This is a genomic window from Mesorhizobium sp. M0615 (assembly GCF_040320805.1).
Taxonomy (GTDB): Bacteria; Pseudomonadota; Alphaproteobacteria; order Rhizobiales; family Rhizobiaceae; genus Mesorhizobium.
Map to the genome: position 1 here is coordinate 78,790 of NZ_JAMYQI010000010.1, position 19,527 is coordinate 98,316.

18 protein-coding genes and 1 tRNA gene are annotated in these 19,527 nt (G+C 61.9%); 15 read left to right on the forward strand and 4 right to left on the reverse strand.

What is annotated here, in order from left to right:
- Positions 1-10 precede the first annotated feature (10 nt).
- The 9 genes from NKI46_RS18830 (at position 11) to NKI46_RS18870 (ending at position 8,362) form a co-directional block, all read left to right on the forward strand.
- Positions 11-988 carry a TRAP transporter substrate-binding protein gene (locus tag NKI46_RS18830; RefSeq protein WP_352747367.1) on the forward strand — a complete coding sequence of 326 codons (978 nt, stop codon included), beginning with the start codon at positions 11-13 and terminating at the stop codon, positions 986-988.
- A 71-nt stretch (positions 989-1,059) separates the two neighbouring features.
- On the forward strand, positions 1,060-1,623 hold the full coding sequence (locus tag NKI46_RS18835; protein WP_502896821.1) for a TRAP transporter small permease: 564 nt from the start codon (positions 1,060-1,062) through the stop codon (positions 1,621-1,623).
- Positions 1,624-2,904, forward strand: coding sequence for a TRAP transporter large permease (locus tag NKI46_RS18840; protein ID WP_023668679.1), 1,281 nt, complete (start codon positions 1,624-1,626; stop codon positions 2,902-2,904).
- A gap of 38 nt (positions 2,905-2,942) precedes the next feature.
- Positions 2,943-3,719, forward strand: a complete 777-nt coding sequence (locus NKI46_RS18845) for a FadR/GntR family transcriptional regulator (RefSeq protein ID WP_352741750.1) — start codon at positions 2,943-2,945, stop codon at positions 3,717-3,719.
- A gap of 23 nt (positions 3,720-3,742) precedes the next feature.
- Positions 3,743-4,600: a 5-dehydro-4-deoxy-D-glucuronate isomerase gene (gene kduI / locus NKI46_RS18850; RefSeq protein WP_352747370.1), complete on the forward strand. Its 858-nt coding sequence runs from the start codon at positions 3,743-3,745 to the stop codon at positions 4,598-4,600.
- Positions 4,597-5,364: a 2-dehydro-3-deoxy-D-gluconate 5-dehydrogenase KduD gene (kduD, locus tag NKI46_RS18855; RefSeq protein ID WP_352747373.1), complete on the forward strand. Its 768-nt coding sequence runs from the start codon at positions 4,597-4,599 to the stop codon at positions 5,362-5,364. Before kduI ends, kduD begins: the two co-directional genes overlap by 4 nt.
- Before the next feature lie 10 nt (positions 5,365-5,374).
- The gene (locus NKI46_RS18860; protein ID WP_031204750.1) at positions 5,375-5,713 is read left to right on the forward strand and encodes a cupin domain-containing protein; all 339 of its coding nucleotides are present in this window, start codon (positions 5,375-5,377) and stop codon (positions 5,711-5,713) included.
- 261 nt (positions 5,714-5,974) lie between these two features.
- A complete protein-coding gene (recQ, locus tag NKI46_RS18865; RefSeq protein WP_352747564.1) occupies positions 5,975-7,813 on the forward strand; it encodes a DNA helicase RecQ in 1,839 nt (612 codons plus the stop codon).
- 396 nt (positions 7,814-8,209) lie between these two features.
- Positions 8,210-8,362 carry a hypothetical protein gene (locus tag NKI46_RS18870; protein WP_023668683.1) on the forward strand — a complete coding sequence of 51 codons (153 nt, stop codon included), beginning with the start codon at positions 8,210-8,212 and terminating at the stop codon, positions 8,360-8,362.
- A 769-nt stretch (positions 8,363-9,131) separates the two neighbouring features.
- On the opposite strand, the gene NKI46_RS18875 is transcribed toward NKI46_RS18870, so the two are convergent.
- Positions 9,132-10,070: an AraC family transcriptional regulator gene (locus tag NKI46_RS18875; protein WP_023693170.1), complete on the reverse strand. Its 939-nt coding sequence runs from the start codon at positions 10,068-10,070 to the stop codon at positions 9,132-9,134.
- 126 nt (positions 10,071-10,196) lie between these two features.
- Between NKI46_RS18875 and NKI46_RS18880 the strand changes: the two genes are divergently transcribed.
- A complete protein-coding gene (locus tag NKI46_RS18880) occupies positions 10,197-11,090 on the forward strand; it encodes an SDR family oxidoreductase (protein ID WP_023693169.1) in 894 nt (297 codons plus the stop codon).
- Positions 11,091-11,366: 276 nt separating this feature from the next.
- Here NKI46_RS18880 and NKI46_RS18885 read toward each other — a convergent pair whose 3' ends face one another.
- Positions 11,367-12,413 carry a class I SAM-dependent methyltransferase gene (locus NKI46_RS18885; protein WP_023835233.1) on the reverse strand — a complete coding sequence of 349 codons (1,047 nt, stop codon included), beginning with the start codon at positions 12,411-12,413 and terminating at the stop codon, positions 11,367-11,369.
- A gap of 267 nt (positions 12,414-12,680) precedes the next feature.
- On the opposite strand from NKI46_RS18885, the gene NKI46_RS18890 reads away from it, so the two are divergent.
- Together NKI46_RS18890 and NKI46_RS18895 are read left to right on the forward strand one after the other, a co-directional pair.
- A complete protein-coding gene (locus tag NKI46_RS18890; protein WP_352747378.1) occupies positions 12,681-14,660 on the forward strand; it encodes a putative bifunctional diguanylate cyclase/phosphodiesterase in 1,980 nt (659 codons plus the stop codon).
- A 211-nt stretch (positions 14,661-14,871) separates the two neighbouring features.
- Positions 14,872-16,059 carry a helix-turn-helix domain-containing protein gene (locus NKI46_RS18895; RefSeq protein WP_023727784.1) on the forward strand — a complete coding sequence of 396 codons (1,188 nt, stop codon included), beginning with the start codon at positions 14,872-14,874 and terminating at the stop codon, positions 16,057-16,059.
- Positions 16,060-16,096: 37 nt separating this feature from the next.
- Here NKI46_RS18895 and NKI46_RS18900 read toward each other — a convergent pair.
- Positions 16,097-16,186: transfer RNA gene (locus NKI46_RS18900), tRNA-Ser, on the reverse strand.
- A 369-nt stretch (positions 16,187-16,555) separates the two neighbouring features.
- Between NKI46_RS18900 and NKI46_RS18905 the strand changes: the two genes are divergently transcribed.
- The 3 genes from NKI46_RS18905 (at position 16,556) to NKI46_RS18915 (ending at position 18,343) form a co-directional block, all read left to right on the forward strand.
- Positions 16,556-17,254, forward strand: a complete 699-nt coding sequence (locus tag NKI46_RS18905; protein ID WP_023668688.1) for a 50S ribosomal protein L21 — start codon at positions 16,556-16,558, stop codon at positions 17,252-17,254.
- 99 nt (positions 17,255-17,353) lie between these two features.
- Positions 17,354-17,623: a 50S ribosomal protein L27 gene (gene rpmA, locus NKI46_RS18910; RefSeq protein WP_015315190.1), complete on the forward strand. Its 270-nt coding sequence runs from the start codon at positions 17,354-17,356 to the stop codon at positions 17,621-17,623.
- Between the two features lie 132 nt (positions 17,624-17,755).
- Positions 17,756-18,343: a GNAT family N-acetyltransferase gene (locus NKI46_RS18915; protein WP_023700237.1), complete on the forward strand. Its 588-nt coding sequence runs from the start codon at positions 17,756-17,758 to the stop codon at positions 18,341-18,343.
- Between the two features lie 192 nt (positions 18,344-18,535).
- Here NKI46_RS18915 and NKI46_RS18920 read toward each other — a convergent pair whose 3' ends face one another.
- Positions 18,536-19,399: an endonuclease/exonuclease/phosphatase family protein gene (locus tag NKI46_RS18920; protein WP_352459908.1), complete on the reverse strand. Its 864-nt coding sequence runs from the start codon at positions 19,397-19,399 to the stop codon at positions 18,536-18,538.
- Between the last annotated feature and the right edge of the window lie 128 nt (positions 19,400-19,527).

A 19,527-nucleotide genomic window follows, 5' to 3' on the forward strand; every position in this document is an offset into this window, starting at 1 on the left:
GAAGACAGTCATGTTGCATTTTTCAAAACTGGTGGCAGCCACATTCGCCTTCGGCTCGCTGATGATCGGCGTTGCCGGCGCCCAGACCGTACTGCGCTCGGCCGACACCCATCCGGACGGGTATCCGACTGTCGAGGCGGTCAAATATCTCGGCGAGCTCATCAAGGAGCGCACCGCCGGCCGCTATTCGGTCGAGGTCTATCATTCGGCGCAGCTCGGCGAGGAAAAGGACACGATCGAGCAGACGCAGACCGGTGTCATCGATCTGAACCGCGTCTCGATGGGTCCGTTCAACGGCATCGTGCCGGAAACCGCGGTGCCGTCGCTGCCCTATATGTTCCGTTCGGTCGAGCACATGCGCCATGTCATGGACGGGCCGATCGGCGACGAGATCCTCAAGGCCTTCGAGACGCATGATCTGGTCGGCCTTGCCTTCTACGATTCCGGCGCGCGTTCCTTCTACAACACCAAGAAGGACATCACCTCGATCGCCGATCTGAAAGGCATGAAGTTCCGCGTCATCCAGTCCGACGTGTTCGTCGATATGGTCAACGCGCTTGGCGCAAATGCCACGCCGATGGCGTATGGCGAGGTCTATTCGGCGCTCGAAACCGGTGTCATCGACGGCGCCGAGAACAACTGGCCCAGCTTCGAATCCGCCAAGCACTACGAAGTCGCCAAGCACTATACCGTCGACCAGCACCAGATCGTGCCGGAAGTGCTGGTGATATCGAAATCGAGCTGGGACAGACTGACGCCGGAAGACCAGGCGATCGTCAAGCAGGCGGCCAAGGATAGCGTCGTCAAGATGCGCGAATTGTGGGACGCGCAGGAGAAGAAGTCGCGAGAGATCGTCGAGAAGGCCGGCGTCAAGGTCAGCGAGATCGACAAGCAGCCGCTGATCGATGCGATGAAGCCGGTCTACGACAAGTATCTGAAGACGCCGGAGCTCAAGGACCTCGCGACGCGCATCCAGGCGACCAAGTGATTTTTCTGGCGGGGCGGCATGGCGCCGCCCCGCCAATCGCTTTTAGGGGACGGAAAGACCGGGAGGATCGGATGACTGCGGGAACGGCCAGGAGCGGAGCGCCACCGCGCTTCAGCGCGGTGCTTTCGAAGATTTGCGACGGTGCGCTCTATCTCGCGGGCATCGGGATGGTCGCCATGACCGCGCTTGTTGCCTACCAGGTGTTTTCCCGCTTCGTGCTCAACGCGTCACCGAGCTGGACCGAAGTCACCGCCATCATGCTGATGAACTGGTTCATCTTCCTGGGCGCTGCCGTCGGCGTGCGCGAGAATTACCATATGGGCTTCGACGTGCTGCTCTATATCCTGCCCAAGGGCAGCAAATGGGCGCTGCGCACCCTGTCCGACCTGATCGCGTTCGGCTTCGGCTTCGGCATGGTCTGGTACGGCTGCAAGCTGGTCGGGCTGACCTGGCGGACCATCATCCCGGCGCTCGAGCTTCCCGGCGGTTTCGACTATCTGCCGCTGGTCGCCGGCGGCTTTCTGATCTGCCTGTTCTCGGCCGAACGCATTGTGCTGCGCTGGTCCGGCGCCGACATCGACAAGGATATCAATCTCGATGAAGTGCCGGAAATGCCGGCCGTGCAGGAGGCCTAGATGGAACTCTGGATCCTGTTTGGCGTCTTCACGCTTTTGATGTTTGCCGGCACGCCGATCGCCTTTTGCCTGGGTGCGGCGTCCTTCGCCACCGTGCTTTATCTCGGCCTGCCGCCCCTGGTGGTGTTCCAGCAATTGAAGTCGGGCATGTCGGCGTTCTCACTGATGGCGATCCCGTTCTTCATCTTTGCGGGCGATCTGATGGTGCGCGGCGGCATCGCGCAGCGCATCGTTTCCTTTGCCGGCTCGCTGGTCGGTCATGTCCGCGGTGGGCTCGGTCAGGTCAACATCATCGCCGCGACGTTGTTCGGCGGCATTTCCGGCTCGGCGGTGGCGGAAGCCGCTGCCGTCGGCGGGCTGATGATCCCGCAGATGAAAGCGCGCGGCTACGGCGCCGACTACGCCGTTAACGTGACCTCGATGGCGGCGCTGATCGCGCTGCTTCTGCCGCCGTCGCAGAACATGATCATCTATTCGATCGCCGGCGGCGGCAAGATTTCGATCGCCGACCTGTTCACCGCCGGCATCCTGCCCGGTCTGCTGTTCGCCGCTTCGCTGATGGTCACCGCCTATTTCGTCGCCCGCAGCCGAGGCTACCCGGTCGAGGCCTTTCCCGGCTTCTCGCGTGTCGGCCAGTTGGCGGTCATCGCCATCCCCGGACTTCTGCTTATCGGTATCATCTTCGGCGGCGTTCGCTCGGGCGTTTTCACGGCGACTGAAAGCTCCTGCATCGCCATCATCTACGCCTTGCTGGTCACCGTCTTCGTCTACCGGTCGATGGCCTGGGGCGATTTCGTCCATGCCACAAAGGGCGCGGTGCGCACGACCTCGATGGTGCTGCTGATCATCGGCACGGCGGCCTCGTTCAGCTGGCTGATGGCCTATCTAAAAGTGCCGGTGCTGCTGATAGCAGGCATGAACGCCATCTCCACCGATCCGCTGGTGGTGCTGCTTCTGCTCAACGTCTTGATGCTGCTGCTCGGCACCTTCATGGACATGGGGCCGATGATCATCATCTGCACGCCGATCTTCCTGCCGCTGGTCACCCATTACGGCGTCGACCCCGTGCATTTCGGCGTCATCACCATCCTCAATCTCGGCATTGGGCTCAACACGCCACCGGTCGGCACGGTGCAGTTCGTCGCCTGTGCCGTCGGCAAGATTACGGTCTGGGAAGCGATGCGCTCGATCTGGCCGTTCTATGGCGCGGGCATCGTGGTCCTGGGGCTGGTCACCTATATTCCGGCGATTTCGCTCTGGTTGCCGAGCGTGTTCAAATAGGGCGTCTTCAAATAGACGTCTTCAAACAGGGGTGCGATATGGCATCGGATAGGGCTGTTGATCTCAGGGTCGAGAGAAAACCCAAACTGTCGGAGACCGTCGTCGCTGCGATCCGCAAGCAGCTGCAGGCGGGCGAGATCCTGCCCGGCTACAAATTGCCGACCGAAGGACAACTGACCGAGACCTTCGGCGTCAGCCGCACAGTCATCCGCGAAGCGCTGGCCAAGCTCGCCGCCGACGGGCTGGTCGAGGCGCGCCAGGGCGCCGGCGTGTTCGTCACCGAGCACATCTCAACGATGTTCGGCGCGCTCGCCGCCGACATGGGCAGCAAGGATTCCATCGCGCTCAATGTGCTCGAAGTGCGCCTGGCCGTCGAAATCGAATCGGCCGGGCTCGCCGCCATTCGCCGCAACGCCGCGCAGGAAGCGGCGATCCAGGAAGCCTTCTTCGAGTTCGAACGGCTGCTGCTCAACAGCGAGCCGACCGGCCCGGCCGATCTCGCGTTCCACCGTGCGATCGCCAGCGCCACCAACAACCCGTTCTATGTCGAGATGCTCGATGTGCTGGGCCGCCGCGCCATTCCTTGCGACGTGACCTCGCCCTGGTCGACGGAACTTGTGCAATCCGACAGCTATCAGCGCGGGCTGCAGCGCGAGCATCTGGTGATCCTGAATGCGATCACGTCAGGCGACGCCGAAGCCGCGCGCGAGGCGATGCGCACCCATCTCACCGCCAGCCAAGAGCGCTACCGCGAGCGGCTGCACGCCCGCCAGGTCTACTACGCCGACTCGGTCAAGGCGTCGGCAACCAAATAGCCATTCATTCAGCTGGAGCAGCAATGACTCAAAGTCACCCGCATACCGAATTCACCTCGCGTTTCGCCATCGGCCCGGTCGCCGCGGCGTCCATGGGAACCGACGAGCTGCGTCACAACTTCCATATTGACGACCTGTTCCAGCCGGGACGCGTCAGCCTGACCTACACCCACTATGACCGCATGATCGTCGGCGGCGCCGTGCCGGCGGCAGCGCCGCTGCCGCTGGAAGCGATCAAGCCGACGGGCACCAAGAATTTTCTCGACCGCCGCGAACTGATCATCGTCAATATCGGCGGCGCCGGCTCGGTGACGGCAAATGGCGAGACCCACCAGTTGCAGGCGCGCGACATGCTCTATCTCGGCATGGGCAGCACCGACGTTTCGTTCGCATCGGCCGATGAGGGCGCACTGGCCAAGTTCTATCTGCTCAGCGCGCCTGCGCATCACACCCATCCCAACCGGCTGATCCGCATTGGCGATGCCAAGCGCCTCGATCTCGGCAGCAAGGAAACCTGCAACGAACGCTCCATCTTCCAGTTCATCCATGCCGATGGCGTCAAGACCTGCCAACTGGTGGCCGGTATGACCCTACTGGCGCCGGGCTCGGTGTGGAACACCATGCCTTGCCATGTGCATGACCGGCGCATGGAGGCCTATCTCTATTTCGACCTGCCGGAGACGGCGCGCGTCTTCCATTTCATGGGCGAGCCGGACGAAACCCGCCACATCGTCATGGCCAATGAGGAGGCAGTGCTGTCGCCGGGTTGGTCGATCCATTCCGGGGTCGGCACCTCGAACTACGCCTTCGTCTGGGCGATGGCCGGCGACAATGTCGACTACACCGATGTCGACCCGGTGCCGCTGGGCGAACTGCGTTGAGCGGCCATTCCTCCTTCAGCCTGGCCGGCAAGCGCGTCCTGGTCACCGGCGCAAACACCGGCATCGGCCAGGGCATCGCGGTCTCGATCGCGCGCGCCGGCGGCATCGTCATCGGTGTCGGCCGCTCTGTGATGGACGACACGGAAAGACAAGTCGCGGAAGCCGGCGGCCAGTTCGAGACTGTGCGGTGCGATCTCGCCGATCATGTTGCCGCCAAGGCCATGCTCGACCAGGTGTGGGAGAAGACCGGCCCGATCGACGGGCTGGTCAACAACGCCGGCATCATCCGCCGCGCCGATGCGGTCGATTTCTCCGAGGCCGATTGGGACGACGTCATCGACATCAATCTGAAGACGCTGTTCTTCCTCAGCCAGGGTTTTGCCAGGCGCGTGCTGGCCGATTCCGGCCAGCGCGGCAAGATCGTCAACATCGCCTCGGTGCTGAGTTTCCAGGGCGGTATTCGTGTCGCGTCCTACACCGCGTCGAAACATGGCGCGCTCGGCATAACCCGGCTGCTGGCCTGCGAATGGGCGGCAAAAGGCATCAACGTCAACGCCATTGCGCCCGGCTATATCGAAACCAACAACACCGAGGCGTTGCGCGCCGATCCCGACCGCAGCGCCGCTATATTGGCGCGCATCCCGGCCGGGCGCTGGGGCGGACCGGAAGACATAGGCGATGCCGCTGTCTTCCTGCTGGCCCCCGCCTCCGACTATATGCACGGCGCCGTGATCCCGGTGGATGGCGGCTGGCTGGCGCGATGAGGAAACAGTCATGATCGAGCATAAGATTTTTGCCCAACCCGGCGAGAGCGCGTGGACGCCGACGCCGGACGGCAACAGGCGGCGCGTTCTCCTGCACACGGATGAGCTGATGATGGTCGAGTTCGGCTTCGACAAGGGCGGCGTCGGCGCGCTGCATTCGCACCCGCATGTCCAGGCCAGCTATGTCGCCGAAGGTCGCTTCGAGGTGACCATCGACGGCCGCACCGCGACCATCGAGACCGGCGGCAGCTTCATCGTGCCGTCCAATCTGGTGCACGGCGTCAAGGCGCTGGAGGCCGGGCGCCTGGTCGACAGCTTTACCCCGCACCGCGCCGATTTCCTGGCCTGAACCTTTTCGGCAATTCCAGAAACAGGAAACCCGCGCCTCCTGGGGAGGCGCGGGCTGTTGCCTGTGCGCTCGTGGCGCAGCGGTACTCGAAACATCGCCGCAGGGTTGGACGGTGCCGCAACATGGTGAAGATAGGTTTAACGATGCCAACCAGGTCGATCGCCGGTGGGGTGTTGCTGCTGCTTGTTGTGGTCACGCAGGGGCTGCGCTAATCGTTCTGTCCACGCCGCTGCTTCGGGCGGCCGATCGAAAACATCAGTGATGCAGATATCGACGACGAGCGTACCGACGCACGATCCCAAACGACGTGTCCTCAAGGACGTGTTCGGTTTCGACGATTTCCGTCCCGGACAGGCCGCAGTGATGGAGGCACTGCTTGGCGGCCGCCACGTGCTGGCGGTCATGCCGACGGGTGCCGGCAAATCGCTGTGCTACCAGGTTCCGGCGCTGGTCAAGGGCGGGCTGACCATTGTCGTTTCGCCGCTGGTGGCGCTGATGCAGGATCAGGTCGCGGCACTGCGCCTCGCCGGCGTCGCCGCCGATACGATCAATTCCTCGATCGACCGTGATGCCAATGTCGCGGCATGGCGCCGCGTCGCGTCGGGCCAGACGCGGCTGCTCTATCTCGCGCCGGAACGGCTGATGACCGAGCGGATGCTGGATGCGCTTGCCAGGCTCGATGTCAGCCTGATCGCCATCGACGAGGCGCATTGCATTTCGCAATGGGGGCCGGCGTTCCGGCGCGAATATGAAGACCTGTCGCAGTTGCGTGGCATCTTTCCCGATGTACCGATCATTGCGGTGACGGCAACGGCGGACGAGACGACGCGGGCTGACATCGAGACGCGGCTGTTTGGCGGCCGCGTGGAAACGCAGGTGCTCGGCTTCGACCGTCCCAACATCAAGCTCGCCATCGAGCCCAAGCAGGACAGCAAGCGGCAGTTGCTCAATTTCATCGGGCGCCATCAGGGACGCAGCGGCATCGTCTATTGCCTGTCGCGCAAGAAGACCGAAGAGATGGCGGCGTTTCTCGAAAAGAACGGCGTGACCGCGCTCGCCTATCACGCCGGGATGAGCAAGGAGGCGCGCGATGCGAATCAAAACGCCTTCATGACGCTGTCGGGCGTCGTCATGGTGGCGACCATCGCCTTCGGCATGGGCATCGACAAACCCGACGTCGCCTATGTCTTCCACACCGACCTGCCGGGCAGCCTCGAAGCCTATTACCAGGAAATCGGCCGCGCCGGTCGTGACGGGCGGGCGGCTGAGGCGCATATGCTTTACGGCCTCGGCGATATCCGCATGCGCCGCATGTTCATCGACGACGAGGACGCCGCTGTCGAGCACAAGCGCCGCTCGCATGGCCGGCTCGATACGCTGATCGGCTATTGCGAGACGGCCGAGTGCCGCCGCCAGGTGCTGCTCGGTTATTTCGGTGAAGAGGCGGTCCCTTGCGGCAATTGCGACAATTGCCTGGAACAGGCGCCGCGCACCGACGGCACCGCCGAGGCGCGCCTCATCCTGGCGGCGGTCGCGCAGAGCGGCGAGCGCTTCGGCGCCGGCCATGTCATCGACATCCTGATCGGCCACGAGACTGAAAAGATCACGGCAAGGGGGCATCACAGGCTGACAGCCTTCGGCAATGGCGCCGCGCACAGAAAGGATTTTTGGCAATCGCTGATTCGCCAGCTGGTCGCGAACGGTTTCCTGATGCCGGACCCGGCCGGTCATGGCGGCTTGGCCATTGCAGAAAAAGGTCATGCGCTCGGCCGTGGCGAGGTGCCGTTCCAGTACCGGATCGAGATGCGCACGCGCGCCGCGCGCCGCGCGGCTCGTGCCGGGCAGAGCCCTCAGAGCGAAAATGTCGATGCGTCGCTGCTCGCGACGCTGAAGACACTGCGGCTGCGTCTGGCCCAGGAACGCCAGGTGCCGGCCTATGTGGTGTTTTCGGATCGTACACTGATCGACATGGCCGAGCGTCGTCCGCAAGACCTCGACGATTTCGCCGGGGTGAATGGCGTCGGTGCGGCCAAGCTCAAGGAGTTCGGCAAGGCTTTTGTGAGCGCCATTGCCGCGCACCTTTCCGAGACGCCAGGCTGAAAGGGTTTTGCTGGACCAAAGCCCGATCCGGCATCAGTACGCCTTCAACTTGCCCGCCCGCTTATCCTTTCATTTTGGCGCTACCCTGCCGTAGGGGAATGGCCTTCTAAATTGTATGGAACCGTGACGACAACACACATTCCTGAATCTATGCGGTCGATTCTTCGGATGTAGCCGTGACTATGGAAACCCGCTGTTGCGCGCGGATGGCGGTTTTCTCGGCCTTGGAGACGCTACCTCGGCAGCCGCTATCCGCTGACCCGAATGGTATGATTCAGACCATCTTTGTTGTTGAAAACCCGCTTTCGACGGGAGTATAAAACTCGAGGTTACCATTGCTTTTCGTATAGAGGCTGTGGTGGAAACGTGGGTCCAATCCGCAAAGCATTGCCTTGCGTGGAAGTGGTCGAAGCCGGCGGCGGATGGTCCGTTCCTGTGGCCAAGGAAGACCAGGAAATTACCCGATCATTCGTGATTGAACCGTTTGCGCTGTCCTATGCTGAGGGCCAGCGGATACGCCTGCATCTCGACAAGTTCGTTCGTCTGTAGAGAGGCTAGGCCCGATGAAAGACCGGTGGGAACCTGACCACCAGTTCATTGAAAGCGCCCGCCGTAGCCAGCTCCGAGCGGAGAGCCAACTGGACTCCCTGCAATCGACCATCGCCGAAACGCGACGCGTCCTAGAGGCTTCACGGAAGCTCTTGGAAAAGATTGCCGAGCGGGAACACCATACCCAGCCATAGGGAATGGCCGGTGCAGGTTGGGCATGCTTGTGGGGCTTCACCGCACCGGCCACTGCGGGAAGATATGAGGCCCCCCGCGCCGCCTAAGATATAGGCATATTAGCAATCGCGCAATTAACCCTATTGCGCTACCCAGCCGTAGAGGCAAGGAAATCGGAGAAGTTGGTGCCGGTTAACCGCCAGCACGCGAGCAAGTCATTCTGAAAGCATGAAAAACGCGATTTTGCTCGTGCCAATTGAGCGTCTGAAATCTAGTTCCTCCTGCCGATTATCCCTAAGTTAACTGGAATACTTATATCCCCGAAGGGTTGCGAATCAGTCGATTGTCAAGCGCATGCCATGGAGCAAGCAAGGGATCGATTTGAGCAGAAGGGCCGCAGCGGTCGAAGCGCGCTGGGAAATCCGAGCGGCTTCGGCAATTGTCCGCTCTGGCTCGCCCGCTACAACTCGACTCGCGCAGTGTGGACGGAATCACCGGCCATGTGGACGAGAACAATCTGGCGATGTCGTTCACCGAGTTTCGTTCGCGCTACAGCCTCTAAGGGCAAGGTAATCAAGGCGCTCGGATCGCCGCCTCAGGCGGCTTCGCGTTCGGCCTGCGCAGTCAGGTCCGGCTCCCGGCGGCTGTACTGCCGCGGCGAACAGCCCATGACGCGCTTGAATGCCGTGCTGAAGGCGCTTTCGGATTCGTAGCCGAGCGCCAGCGCGATGACGGAAACCGGATCGCCGGAATGCATCAGCCTGTCGCCGGCCAGCATCATGCGCCAGCGCGTCAGATAATCCAGGGGTGAGGCCCCGACCGTCTGCTTGAATCTGAGCGCAAAAGTCGATCGCGACATGCCGGCGCGCTCCGCCAGTTGCTGCAATGTCCAGCCATGCGCCGGGTCCTCGTGCATGGCGCCGATCGCCGCGCCGATCTGCCTGTCGGTGAGTGCGAACAGCCAGCCGACATTGCCTTGCGCGGTCATATGCAGGCGCAAGGCCTCGATCAGGATCATGTGGGCGAGGTGCTCGACGATGAGAAAGCCGCCGGGACGCCGCTGGCGCAATTCCTGCATCATCCGCTCCACCGGCCAGCGAAGGGCCGAATGGTCGCTCTCGCCGCGGATGTGGACGATGGGCGGCAGCATCCGCAAGAGGATGCCGGCATGGTCGCCGGACAGCGTGAAGCGACTGCTGACCAGGAGGAAATCGCCGCCGCCATTATGGACGGTGATGCCGCCGGTCCGCGCCGGTGAAAAGATCGTTCGCGCATCGACCGTCGGCAGGCCGAGATCGCTGGCAAGGCGGAAAGGCCGGCCGCGCGGCAACAGGAAGCAGTCGCCCACGTCCAGCCGCACCGCGTCAGGGACGCCCTCGACCGACAGCCAGCATCGGCCGGACACCACGGCGCCGCATTTGATGGCGGCCTGCTGGTCAGGAAACTGGATCGCCCAGTCGCCACCGGTTTCCAGCCCAGCCGACAGGTAATTGCGCGGCTTCAGTAGCGACAGCACGTCTGACAGCGGATCCATGAGCGTTCTCGGACGATTGCGAAGATATCTCGGATTTCACAGTATAGATCGTATGATCTCAAACTTCTATCTCCTTCGCAACGGGCTGGCTGTACGGCGTTCGACAAAAACCAAGGAGAAATCATCATGCGTGTGTTCGTTACCGGGGCTACCGGTTTTGTCGGTTCGGCTGTTGTGCGGGAATTGCTCGGGGCGGGCCATCAGGTGCTTGGCCTCGCGCGGTCGGAAGCAGGTGCGGAGTCGATCGTGGCCGCGGGTGCCGAGGCGCATCGCGGCGATATCGAGGATTTCGACAGCCTGCGCAGCGGCGCTACCCAATCGGATGGCGTCATCCACACGGCCTTCAACCACGACTTTTCGAGATTCGCCGCCAGTTGCGCAGTTGACCAGCGCGCCATCGAAACGCTCGGCGCGGCGCTCGAGGGTTCCGAGCGGCCGCTGCTTGTCACCTCCGGCCTCGCCGGTTTTGCGCAGGGAAGGCCGGCAACCGAAGACGACAAACCCGCGCCTCCATCGGCCGCCATGCCGCGCGCTTCGGAAGCAACGGCCGTGGCGCTCGCAGCGCGCGGGGTGCGCGCATCGACGGTGCGGCTGGCGCCGACCGTCCATGGCGAGGGCGATCACGGTTTCGTGCCGATGCTGATTGCCATTGCGCGTGAAAAGGGCGTCTCGGCCTATGTCGGCGACGGCGCAAATTGCTGGGCGGCGGTGCACCGGTTCGACGCCGCCACCCTGTACAGGCTGGCGCTGGAGAAGGGGGCGGGCGGCGTCAGCTATCATGCGGTTGCCGAACAGGGCGTGGCGAGCAAAGAGATCGCCGAGATCATCGGCCGCCGGCTCGGCCTGCCGGTGGTTTCCATAGGCCCCGAGGACGCGGCTGCGCATTTCGGCTTTCTCGGCCATTTCATCGGCAGGGACTTGTCGGCGTCAAGTGAGCAGACCCGCACTGCGCTGGGATGGCAGCCGACCGGGCCGGGGCTCATCGCCGATCTCGATCGTGCCCGCTATTTCGAGGCCTGATCAGGCCGGCCAGTCGCGTTGCATTGCACGACCGACAGCCTGGCGATCAGCGGCAGTGCCAGCAAAACGGCCAGACGCAGCCCGCCGAGCGGGCAGCACCGTCGTGCTGCTGGAACCGCCGCCACATCTGTATGGCGGCAAGCAGAACGAACACGGCGTAGGCCGCCCGCAGCCCGGACGACCTGCTCGCCCGTCGCCGGAAAGCCGGCGAAGGCATGGCCTCGTCATGGCAGACCTACCTTGTTACGGGGATGCGCGCGCGATTCCCGCGCCTAGTTAGAGATCGCCCTTCCTCACCTTGCCGTAAACGATATTCCGGTTCGAGCCATAGTAGACTTTCGCGTCGAAAGGACTCCCGCCGAGGGCGGCATTGATGATGTCCCACATATCGTCGGCCGAACGTAGGATGAGCGGCCAATCCATGAAAGTCTCCATGTAACCATCCGTCGTTATCTCGTCGCTGAAATTGGCAAACAGGAATTCGCCACCGGGCTTGACGAGTTCCATGGCTCTTTGAAGCAGGCGGATGCCGATGGCACGCGGCAGGTAATCGTAAAGCCCCGATGCGTAGACGAGATCGAATGTGCCAAGGGCGTAGGCGCGGCGCAGGATGCCGCGTACGGAACCCTGGACTGCCTCGACTGCCGTGCCGGCAAAGTCGTGGTTCACCGTGGCTACGCTGACGGGGTCCTGATCCAGGCCGATCCAACGTTGCAGTTTATGCCTGGCCAACGCATCGGAGCGTTCGGCTTCCCTGAGGTGGCCGCAGGCAATCGCCAGCACCTCAGCCTTTTCCACACTGCTGGCCGTCTCGTCCACGGTCCTGGCCAGAATATCCCGCCGCTCGCGCCCCGCCACCGAACTGGCAGCTTCACTGGTGTACGCATAAATTTGCCGACCAAGTAAGGTCGACGAGGCCACGATCTCGTCGGCGATCGGATGCTTGTAGTAAATATCCAGCAGGCCTGCATCGCCCGAATACCCGCGCGGTTTTTCGACCGACCACCGCGTGAACGGGTCTTGGAGCAAATATTCCGCGACCCGATGCTGCTGAGCCAAAGGAACGAGTTTCTGCCAGACCGCGGGAGCAACCTGCCGGCGGAGCTTGTGGAGTCGCCCCGCCAAACGATGGACGACGGGGGCGGCCGGTTTGTTTCGCGCAAAGGCTTCATGAGCAAGGTCCAGTATCAGGGCGAGCTGGGCCGTGCTGTCCCTCAACTCGTCGGAGTCAGCCGCCTCTTCGGAGGTCGCAACATGTTTCGTCATCAGCCTGGTGGTGACCAGGCTGTATTGGTCGAGCTGCAGTTTTGGCTTGATAGGCATGCCGTTTACTCTCCGGTTTACCGCCCCGGTCCCCGGCCAGCAGCATAGGTGCGCCGCTAACCAACGCTAACAATTTTAATAAAATTTTAGTAAAATTTTAATCAACGGAACGGCCATCAATCCTGCAAACTGGCTAAATCCGAACCGCCCGTTTACCCTCGGTTAGCGACATCTGACTTTTCTTGCGGACAGGGACGTCTTCATTCCCCAACCGCAGGCGACGTCGGCTGTTGCATTCGCTACTGCAGATCGCGGAGGAGCGTTGCGATGCAACTGAGCGAGGACGTTGCCCAGAAGGTGGCGGCAGCGATTGGACGTCCGCGGTGGCATTCCGCCGATCCGGAACTGCTGGCACTGTTCCTGCAGAAGGATGCCGATGAGAATCGCAGCCTTGTGCGATGGGGTATTGCGGCTGCTGTATTCAGCTATGTGGCCTATGGCCTTTTCGATTGGTTTCTCTTTCCGGATGTCGCCGGCCGGCTTGTTTTGACGCGCGTTACGCTAGGGATCACTTCCCTGGCGCTTGTCGAATTTGTCGCCCGACGGGGCTTTGCCCTTGCCACCTTGCACCTTGTAGCAGCGCTGGCGATTGTCTCCGGTGCCCTTGGGTGGCTCGTCTCCGCTGTTGGAACAGAGCATCAGGATGCCCTCTCCCATTTCATGGTTTTTGGCACCGTGTTCATCCTGGGTGCGAATCTGTTCTTCAACTTCCGTTTTTGGCTTTCAGCCCTTGCCTCCGCGACGGTCGCCGCAAGCTTTGTGTACGCCGCGATGTTCTCCCTTCAGGCCGACATCGCCGGTCGGGTCGTGTTGTCGGCCTATTTCGTGAACTGCCTCGTCTTGTCGCTTTATCTTTCGTGGCGGCTGAGTCTGGAGCGGTACCAGACTTTCCTGCACGCGCTTCGGGCACAATTCCAGGAGCAGGCTGCTATCAAGAAGGGGCAAAAGCTGACTGAAATCGCCGACACCGATCCGCTCACGGGAATGAAGAACCGCAGGGCGATCATTCGAGAATTCTCGGAGCTGCGCGAAGACTGGGCCGCGGACGACGACGAGATAGGCCTCATTCTGATCGACGTCGACTACTTCAAAAGGTTCAATGACGGACTTGGTCATCAGGCCGGCGACGATTGCCTGATCAAACTCGCCCATGTCCTTTCCGAGATGGCGGCTGCCAACAACGCCATCGCGGCCCGCTATGGCGGAGAAGAATTCGTCATTCTCTGCAAGGTCACCGGGCGGGCTCACCTTCATGAGATAACGAAGAAATTCTGTCGCGCTGTAGAGGATTTGGATATCTACCACCCTGATCGGGGCGACAAGCTCAACATCGTAACGATCAGTGCCGGGGCGTCGTTGACGCGCGCCGATCAGAGCATAGAGCTTAGAATCCTGCTGCAGGAAGCTGACCGCGCGCTCTACGCGTCCAAGTTTGCCGGTCGGGCTACGTTCACGATTTACGACCCGCACGCCACCAGCCAGGATCGCTCCGGCGAAAATCTTTCAGAACTGCTGAAGGTGGCAGTTTCCAACCAGCTCGTTTCTGTCGCTTACCAGCCAATTCGCGAGCTGGCGTCGGGCCGCGTGCTGGGGCACGAGAGTCTGATGCGTGTATGCGACTTCGACGGCACCATGATCAGTCCGTCCGTATTCATACCCGTTGCCGAGCAGACCGGAGCGATCGTGGAACTGGGTACATGGCTGATCGATCGAGCCTGCGGTGACATGGCGGAATACGGATTGGGCTCGGTCGTGACGGTGAACGTATCCGTTCTTCAGCTCAAGGCTCCCAACTTTTCACTCCGGATCACCGAAATCCTTGGCAGGCACGGCCTTGCGCCCCAGAAACTGGCCATCGAAATCACCGAAGGCAGTGACATCTTTCTGGAGGCGCAAGCGGTCAGAAACGTGGAGCGGCTGCGAAAACTCGGCGTTCGGATCTGGCTGGACGACTTCGGAACGGGATTTGCCGGCTTGACATGGCTCCGCCGCTTCAAATTCGACGTGGTCAAGATCGATCGCAGCTTCCTCCACGATTGCCAGACGTCTCGTGGCTTGAGCCTGTTGCGGGACATGGTCGGGCTGCTTCGCAATCTCGGCCATGTCGTGCTCGCCGAGGGCGTCGAAACGGAGGAGCAGTACATATTGCTGCAGCGCCTGGGGGTAAATTTGATGCAGGGCTTCCTCACCGGGCATCCAGTCCCGATCGAAGAGGTAAACCAAATGAGGCAAGGCCTTGTTGCCTAGCGGCAGCCTCTACGCTGAAGCTTCGGAGGGCATCCTGCTTCGTTCCGGTCCCCCTACGCTACTTCGTAGCTTCGGGCGACACTCCTACGCCCAGATTCGGTTCCGGGTGGCCTGCCACCCGAAGCCCGCAGGGCTGCCCTTCCCGAGAGATGGGTGACAGTTCATTCCGGAGACATGGGTTACACTTTCGGCCCTTTGCAAGGAGAGCAAGGTGCCTTGGAAGGAGTGTAACGTCATGGAAGAGCGGCTGAAGTTCATTGCCCGGCTGCTGGACGGCGAGAAGATGGCGGTGCTTTGCCGTGAGTTCGATATCTCGCGCAAGACCGGCTACAAGATCCTCACACGCTACAATGACAGTGGCCTTGAGGGGCTGACGGATCGATCACGCCGACCCTACCGCCACGCCAATCAGCTTCCGTTTCAAATCGAGAAGCTGATTGTGCGCCTCAAGCAAGACAAGCCGACCTGGGGTGCGCCAAAGATACGCGAACGGTTGGCCCGGCTGTATCCTGACGTTCACCGGCCTGCGATCTCGACGGTGCATGCGGTTCTCGACCGCCATGGCCTGGTCGAGCGCCGCAAGCGAAGGCGCAACAGGGCGATGGGAACACCACTTTCAAACGGCTATCGGCCCAACGATCTGTGGTGTGCCGACTACAAAGGCGAGTTCATGCTCGCCGATCGGCGCTATTGCTACCCGCTGACGATCACCGACTTCGCCAGCCGCTATCTCATCGCCTGCGAGGCGTTGTCGACTACCAAGGAAGCCTATGCCTTCACGGTGTTCGAGAGCGTTTTCAAAGAGTTCGGCCTGCCCAGCGCCATCAGGACCGACAACGGCGTTCCCTTTGCCAGCCCAAACGCGCTGTTCAATCTCAGCAAACTGTCGGTCTGGTGGCTGCGCCTGGGCATCGACATCGAGCGCATCCAGCCGGGCTGTCCGCAGCAGAACGGGCGCCATGAGCGCATGCACCTGACTCTCAAGAAGGAAACCACCAAACCGGCTGGCGCCAATTTCCTGCAGCAGCAGGCCAGGTTCGATGACTTCATCAATGAGTTCAACTCAGAACGCCCACATCAGGCGCTCGACATGGCCTGTCCAGCCGAGCGCTACACGCCGTCACCGCGCATCTATGCCGGCCTGCCGGATCTCGATTATCCGTTTCACGACAAGGCCGTCACCGTCACCACCTGCGGCCGCATCTGCTACAATCGCAAGAAGATCAACCTCAGCCTCGTCTTTGCCGGCCAGACCGTCGGCATCAAACAGGTCGAGGACCATATCTGGCTGGCTTCCTTCATGGATTATGATTTGGGCTACTTCGATGATGAGACATGCAGGCTCGAACCACTCCAAAACCCCTTCGGGCCAAAAGTGTTACCCATGTCTCCGATATAAACCGTAACCTATGTGTCCGGAATGGACCGGCGTAGGGTGGCGGAGAGGGAGGGATTCGAACCCCCGATGGGCTTGCACCCATGCCGCATTTCGAGTGCGGTGCATTCGACCACTCTGCCACCTCTCCGCGGTCATGGTCGGCCGTTGCCGGCGCGGCGCACTAGATAACGGCTGGGCGGGCAGGTTACAAGGCCAAATCCGCGGGGGAATTCAGCTTCCTGTGCGGGCTCTGTCTGGAGGGCTGCGTTGCGGCCACGTCGGCAGATGGGGCCAACCGGTCCTCGACCGGAGAGATCGGGGGCGGCAAGGAGGCGGCGTGGCCAAGGATTCCGCCCGTTTGCCTTGACTCGTACCGAACCTTCGGTTAGGGGAAGCGCGCAATCGGCGTGGAGGGTTCTTCCACGCCGCTTGTTTTTCGAACCCGCAGACTGACAAAAAGACGGCCGAACCGCGTGACGCGGCTCATCGAGGCCGACCGAACAGCGAAAGGCAAAAAATGTTCGCAGTCATTAAAACGGGCGGTAAGCAGTATCGCGTTGCCGCCAACGATCTCCTGAAGATCGAGAAGCTCGAAGCCAATGTCGGCGATATCGTCGAAATCGGCAGCGTCCTCGCCCATGGCGAAGGCGAAAATGTCACCTTCGGCGCCCCGTTCGTCGATGGCGCTCTGGTCACGGCGGAAGTCGTCGAGCAGGGCAAGAACCGCACCGTCATCGCTTTCAAGAAGCGCCGCCGGCAGAATTCGCGCCGCAAGATCGGCCACCGCCAGCTTCTGACCACCGTGCGGATCGCCGAGATCCTGCTGGGTGGCGCCAAGCCTTCCAAGAAGGCCTCAGCCAAGGTGGAAGTCAAGGCTGACGTAGCGCCCGAGGCGAAGGCCGAGGCCGCGCCGAAGGAAGCCAAGGCGAAGAAGGAAGCCAAAGCCGAGGCTGCTCCGAAGGATGAAGCCAAGACGGAGACCGCCGTCGCCGCGCCGCTGTTCAAGGCGCCGAAGGGCGAGCCGGACGATTTGGCCGTGATCAAGGGCATCGGCCCGGTTGCCGCCGGCCAGCTGCACGAGCAGGGCATCACCACCTTCGCCCAGCTTGCCAAGCTGTCGGACAAGGACGTGGCCAAGATCGACGCGCACATGCCCTTCAGCACCGACCAGATCAACGACTGGCGCGAGCAGGCCAAGGAACTGGCGAAGAAGTAAAACGAACCGGCGACAAGGTCGCCGGATCGGACTTGAAACGGAACGCGAACGCGTTCATAAGACCATTCAAGCGCCCCAGGGCGCATCGGAGTTAGTTAGATGGCACACAAGAAAGCTGGCGGCTCGTCGCGCAACGGTCGCGACTCGCATTCCAAGCGTCTGGGCGTGAAGAAGTTCGGCGGCGAAGCCGTCATCCCGGGCAACATCATCATCCGTCAACGCGGCACCACCTGGCATCCCGGCGTCAATGTCGGCATGGGCACGGACCACACCCTTTTTGCGCTCGAGACCGGCGCAGTCACCTTCAACAAAAAAGCCAACGGCCGAACCTACGTATCGGTCAACCCGATTACCAAAGCCGCGGAGTAGCCGGTTCCGCACTATAAAACCGGCGCCCATCTCGGGAACCGGTGTCTGGCCAAACCAGTGAATGGAGCCAGGAAAAGGATCAGGGGAGATGGGTTTTCCATCTCCCCTTTTTTCTTGCCTGGAGGACGTCGAATGGTTGCCGAAGCGGAAGACACCGAAGACGAAAGTTACGCGATAGATTGCCCGGTGCTGGCCACGGAGCGGCTGGTGATGCGCGCTCCCTGCGAAGCCGATATCGCGCAACTGGTCGAGCTTGCCGACAACCGTCACGTCGCCGAGATGCTGGCCCGCATGCCGCACCCCTATGGTGAGGCCGAGGCACGCGCCTTCCTGGCTATGACGAGATCGCGCCGGGCCGGCATCGCCTATGCGCTGACGCTGGCCAGTACCGACATTTTCGTCGGCTGCGCCGGCCTCAACATGACCGATCGCGGGCTGGAGCTCGGCTACTGGATCGGCGAGCCCTACTGGAAGCGCGGCTATGCGACGGAGGCCGCGCACGCGTTGGTCGACCTCGCCTTCCAACGGACCTCGATCCAGGTGCTGCAGGCTTCGACGCGGGTGATCAATCCGGCCTCGCGCCGGGTCATCCACAAATGCGGCTTCCAGTATGCCGGCCAGGGCATGCTGAACTCGATCGTCGCCGGCCAGGTGCCGGTCGAGCGGTACCGGCTGGACAGAAAGACCTGGATCAGCCTGCGCAACTGGGTGCATTTCTAGGTGTTTTGATATTCAGGTGAGGCCGGCCTGCAAACGCGGGTTTATGCGCTTCCGGTGCACGTACTTAAGTACGCTCCGCTCCGGTTCTCGAAAACCAGTGTTTTCGGCTCGGCCTGACCTGAATCTCAACACACCTAGGCGCGTGCCTCCAAACGACAGGTTTGGCAACGTTGGTTGTGGATCGGGCTCAACTCAGCCCATCTCGACCCAAATCGGGAGATGGTCCGAACCGACCGCTTGCGGGTCGACCCACAGGCGCTTCAGCGATCCGGCGAGCGAGGCCGAGGTAAAGATGTAGTCGATGCGCTTGTGGCGGCTTGTGTCTTCGGGTCGCGTGGGATCGACCCAGGTGACGACGTCCGGCGTGTTGAGGCGCTGGGCGACGTCGACGGCGAGATCGGCGGTCAAGGGCATGCCGAATTCATGATCCGGGCGGCCGACGAGTTCGACATATTCGGCCGAGCCGGGCAGCATGTTGAAGTCGCCCATGACGATGAAGGCTTCGGGATAGGGCAGGTCCGGCAGGCCGATCTCGGGAATGCCGGAGAGGCCGCCGCCCTCGAAGGCATAGTTCAACAGGCGCTGGCGCAGGAACCGGATCTGGCTGGCGCGTTCAACCGGACTGCGATGGTCGAGATGCGTGGAATAGAAGCGGATGAAGCCGAGCGGGGTCTCGACCAACGCCTCGAGTGCGCCGCGCTGGAAGTTCATCGCCTCAAGGCTGCGGCTGCGCGGCAAAAGCAGATTGCGCGACAGATGGATCGGCGTCTTCGACAGCACCATGTTGCCGAGCTGGAAAGTGGTGGTGATGGCGCGGCCGGCCTCCAGGCGCGAGCCGACATTGACCTCGAAATTGCTGCCGTAGGCGGCAAAATATTCGGGCAGCGCGTCGCCGATCTCGGCGACCATGTCGCGGTTGCCGTTCCTCGGATTGTTGCGGGTCACTTCCTGCAGCGCGATCACGTCGGCGCCGCGAACCGCCTCGGTGATGCGGCCGAGATCGTAGCGGCCATCCAGACCGATACCGTGCTGGATGTTGTAGCTTACAACCTTCATTCCCGCGCCCTTCAAGCTCCGTCCGCGAACACTGCTACCGCGTCCCCGACAAAAGGGCATCCGGCGCTTTAGTCGCAAAACGGCCTCGCCCTTGGCCGCGCCTTGGTTTAGAGCAAGGCGCAAGATCT